The organism is Kitasatospora sp. NEAU-CNBT7 (assembly GCF_057220535.1).
Genome location: NZ_JBXQQB010000056.1, coordinates 1 through 3,741, shown reverse-complemented (window position 1 = coordinate 3,741; position 3,741 = coordinate 1). Strand labels below are relative to the sequence as shown.

4 protein-coding genes are annotated in these 3,741 nt (G+C 71.5%); 3 read left to right on the top strand and 1 reads right to left on the bottom strand.

Features of this window, described 5'->3' with window-relative positions:
* Nucleotides 1–126: 126 nt before the first annotated feature.
* Complete coding sequence (locus tag AC2TEW_RS36165) at nt 127–684, bottom strand: DinB family protein (protein ID WP_484627497.1); 558 nt, start codon at nt 682–684, stop codon at nt 127–129.
* Nucleotides 685–1,098: 414 nt separating this feature from the next.
* Here AC2TEW_RS36165 and AC2TEW_RS36160 point away from each other — a divergent pair, with 414 nt between their 5' ends.
* From AC2TEW_RS36160 to AC2TEW_RS36150, 3 genes are all read left to right on the top strand, one after another.
* Complete coding sequence (locus AC2TEW_RS36160; RefSeq protein WP_484624120.1) at nt 1,099–1,248, top strand: hypothetical protein; 150 nt, start codon at nt 1,099–1,101, stop codon at nt 1,246–1,248.
* 139 nt (nt 1,249–1,387) lie between these two features.
* Nucleotides 1,388–2,893 carry a GMC family oxidoreductase gene (locus AC2TEW_RS36155; protein ID WP_484624291.1) on the top strand — a complete coding sequence of 502 codons (1,506 nt, stop codon included), beginning with the start codon at nt 1,388–1,390 and terminating at the stop codon, nt 2,891–2,893.
* 259 nt (nt 2,894–3,152) lie between these two features.
* Nucleotides 3,153–3,741 (top strand): inositol monophosphatase family protein (locus AC2TEW_RS36150; protein ID WP_484627496.1); only part of this gene is annotated, 589 nt, incomplete at its 3' end.

Sequence of the window (3,741 nt, the reverse complement as noted above, 5' to 3'; positions counted from 1 at the left end):
GATATGGCCCGTTCGAGGGTGCCCCCGTCATTTGACTTGGTTTCGTGGGACCCGGCCGCGGGCCGCCACCGACACGGGTGGCGGCCCGCGCCGGCGGCGTCCGGGTGCCCTGGGACGGCAGGGTGGTCAGCCCATGCTCTTCGCGCCGTCGATGGCCTCGCGGATGATGTCGGCGTGGCCGGCGTGCTGGGCGGTCTCGGCGATGACGTGCATCAGCACCCGCCGGACGGACCAGTCCGCACCCGACTCGAACCACGGGGCCTTCGGCAGCGGCCGGGTGGCTCCGAGGTCGGGGAGGGCGACGACCAGTTCGTCGGTGCGGCGGGCCACCTCGTCGTAGTCGGCCAGCACACCGGCGAGCGTCTCACCGGGCAGGAGCCGGAACTCGTCGGCCCGGCGGGCGAAGTCGGCCTCGGTCCAGGTGGTGAAGTCGGGCATCGCCGCCGGGCCGTCGACGATGAACGCGGCCCAGGTCCGCTCGACCGAGGCGACGTGCTTGATCAGACCGCCCAGGCACAGCTCGCTGGTGGTGGTCCGCGCCCCGGCCTGCTCGTCGGTGAGGTCACGGGTGGTGAAGCGCAGGAAGTGCCGCTGCTTGGCCAGCGCCGCCAGCAGGTCGGCGCGCTCGCCGGTCACGGCCGGCGCTTCGGTGGTGGGCTCGTTGACGGTCAGGGTCTCGCTCATGGGTTTCCGCCTTCCGTGGATTCTTGCTCCGTCGACAAGGTCAACGTTAGGAGCCATAGCGGTCACCTTCTGACCTGAATGGCGGGGGAACCGGTACCGCGCGGTAACGAACTGGCCGACCGGCCGGACGTCCCGGTCCGCACCCCGCCCCGCCCCGCGACACCGACCGGCTCCGCGAACTGGCCCACCGACCCCGGCCTCGTCCGGCACGAGGTTCTGCCGAGCGGTGGACCGCCGATCGGCGCGACCCGCTCGTCCACCAGGTCCGCCATCGAGGGGCCCTCGCATGGCGCTGAGGTTCCGAACGAACGTCGCGGAGGTTCAAGAACCTGCCCTGTCGGCGATCCTACGATTCGATGGCAGAAGGGAAACCCGGCCGCTCCTGGACGAGGCCACACCAAGGACAAGGAGCTCGTGCAACAGGAGAAGTCCAGCAGCCTGGCCGTCATCGCAGATACCGGCGCCGGCCTGGACATCCCCGACGGGGTGCTCGGCAATGGCGGGCCCGGGCACGCCCGGGCCCGGCGGGCCAAGGTGATCGTTCGTCACCGGGCCGCCTGCTGATCAGCCGGTTCCACACCTTCTGCGCGCCGAGCTCGGAGACGACCGTGCAAGGCGCAGGGCCGAACTCTTTGATCGTCGATCAGCCTTCTTTACTGAAACCCGGCGGCCGGACAGCGCTGCCGTGGGAAGCGGAGACATGATGGGCCAGAACCCCTATGACTATGTCGTGGTGGGAGCGGGGACAGCGGGGTGCGTGATTGCCTCCCGGCTTTCGGAACGCCCGGGCGTGCGAGTGCTGTTGCTGGAGGCCGGAGCCCGGGACGCGACCGAGGCGATGGCATCTCCATGGGGGTTCCTGGGCTTCGACCCGTCATCCCTCTGGCTGGGCACCTCGACCGTGCAGGCCGGTACGGGCAGGGCCGCTGACGTGCTGCGCGGTAGGGCGCTCGGCGGATCGTCCAGCATCAACGGCCTCTACCACCTGCGGGGGCACCGCTCCGGTTACGACGAATGGCCCGGGCTCGGCGCTCCGGGCTGGGGTTTCGACGACCTGCTGCCGTACTTCCGCCGCAGCGAGAGCACGCGCCGTCGTGATGCCTCCGTGCGGGGCACGGACGGACCGGTCGCGGTCGCCCCGGTTCCGGAACCGCATCCCCTGGCCGCGGCGGGCGTTGATGCCGCGGTGCAAGCGGGCTTCACCCGCGCCGATGACATCGGCAGCGGACTGGAGACCGGGTTCGGGTGGAGTGACCTGAATCTGCCCGGCGGCGCCCGCCAGAGCGCGGCCGACGCCTTCATCCGTCCGTTCCTCGACCGGCCGAACCTGGACGTCGTCACGGACGCGACCGCGCGGCGTCTGCGGATCACCGCGGGCCGCTGCACCGGCGTCGAGTACACCGCAGGTGGCGAGCACCTGTCGGTCGAGAGCGCCGAGGTCATCCTGACCGCGGGCGCCGTCGGTTCCGCGCACCTTCTGCTGCTGTCAGGCATCGGCCCGGCACGACACCTTCGCGAACACGGCATCGACGTCGTCGCCGACCTGCCGGGCGTGGGGTCCCATCTGCAGGACCATCCGCTGGCGGGCGTGGTGTACGAGGCCACTCGGCCCGTACCGTTCCATCCTGCCAATCCACCGGCCGAGATGATGGGCCTGGTGTACAGCGACCCCACCGCGGCCCGGCCGGACCTTCAGGTCTACGTCGTCGCCGCGCCGCTCCCCTCGGCCTGGGGCCCGCCGCCGGCCAACGGCTACTCCATCGCGTTCTCCGCGGTGGCTCCGCACAGCAGCGGCACCGTGCGCCTGGCGGACGCCGATCCCGCCGGTGCTCCCGTCGTCGACCCCGGCTACCTGAGCGACGACCGTGACCTGGAGGTGATGCGCAGGGGCCTGGCCGTGGCACGCCGCATCGGGGAGGCGGAGGCGTTCGCCGAATGGCGCAAGCGGGAAGCGGTGCCGGGCGCCGGGACGAGCGGAGAGTCCGTGGACGAGTTCATCCGCAAGGCCACCGGCCCCTACTTCCACTACACCGGCACCTGCCGGATGGGAACCGACGCCGATGCGGTCGTCGACCCTGCAGACCTTCGCGTCCACGGGGTCGCCGGACTGCGGGTCGCCGATGCCTCGGTGATGCCGTCCATCCCCTCGGCCAACACCAACGCGACCGTCTACGCCATCGCCGAACGGGCCGCCGATCTGCTCGGCTGAGCCTCCCCCAGCGCGCCCCGACGCTCCCCCGACGCGCCTCGGCCTCCCCGCCGTGCACCGAATGCGGCCCGGGCTCCGGTACCGCGTCGATCGGGGCGAGCAGGCTGGCATCCACTTGCACGCGAGTAATCCCAGCCGCTCTTGACATGCATTTGAAGTTAACAATGAGGCTGCCTACCGTTGAGACGAACGCGCAGGAACGGCCACCCGGTTCGGCCCGATCAGCCTCATAGGCCCTATCCCATAAGGGAGTTCACCCATGTCCGAATCGCTTCAGACCACCCCCGCCGTCCTGTCCGACGCCGATCTGCTCGACCGGACCGCGGACGCGGTGCGTGAGGCCGGTGCGGCGCTGCGCGCGCGTTTCGGCGAGGTGGTCCGCTACGGCAGCCGCGAGGAGCTGATGGCGGCGCTGGCCGTCAACGACGACGCGGCCCTCGACATCCTGCGTCCCGCCCTGACCGCACTGCGGCCGCAGGCCCGATGGGTGGAGGACGAGCTGGACGGCGGGGCGCTGCCGGACGGCGAGTGGTGGGTGGTGGACCCGGCCGAGGGCAACGTGAACCACCTGCACGGCCTGCCGGAGTGGGCGGTCACCGCCACCCTGGTGCGCGACAACCGGCCGCAGCTCACGGTGGTGCACCTGCCGCTGACCGGCGAGACCTACACCGCCCGCACCGGCGCCGGCGCCCACCTCGACGGCCGGCCGCTGCACGTCTCCGCCACCGCCGACCTGGGCCTTGGCATCGTCGCCACCAGCCAGGCCCGCCCCGACGAGGACGAGCAGGTCGTGCAGCAGATCGGCGCCTCGATCACCGCGATGCTCTCCGACGCGCTCGTGGTGCGCG

What these genes read in the sequence shown, in the direction of transcription:
- AC2TEW_RS36165 (WP_484627497.1), bottom strand. Translation starts at nt 684, where the DNA reads ATGAGCGAGACCCTGACCGTCAACGAGCCCACCACCGAAGCGCCGGCC.
- AC2TEW_RS36155 (WP_484624291.1), top strand. Translation starts at nt 1,388, where the DNA reads ATGGGCCAGAACCCCTATGACTATGTCGTGGTGGGAGCGGGGACAGCG.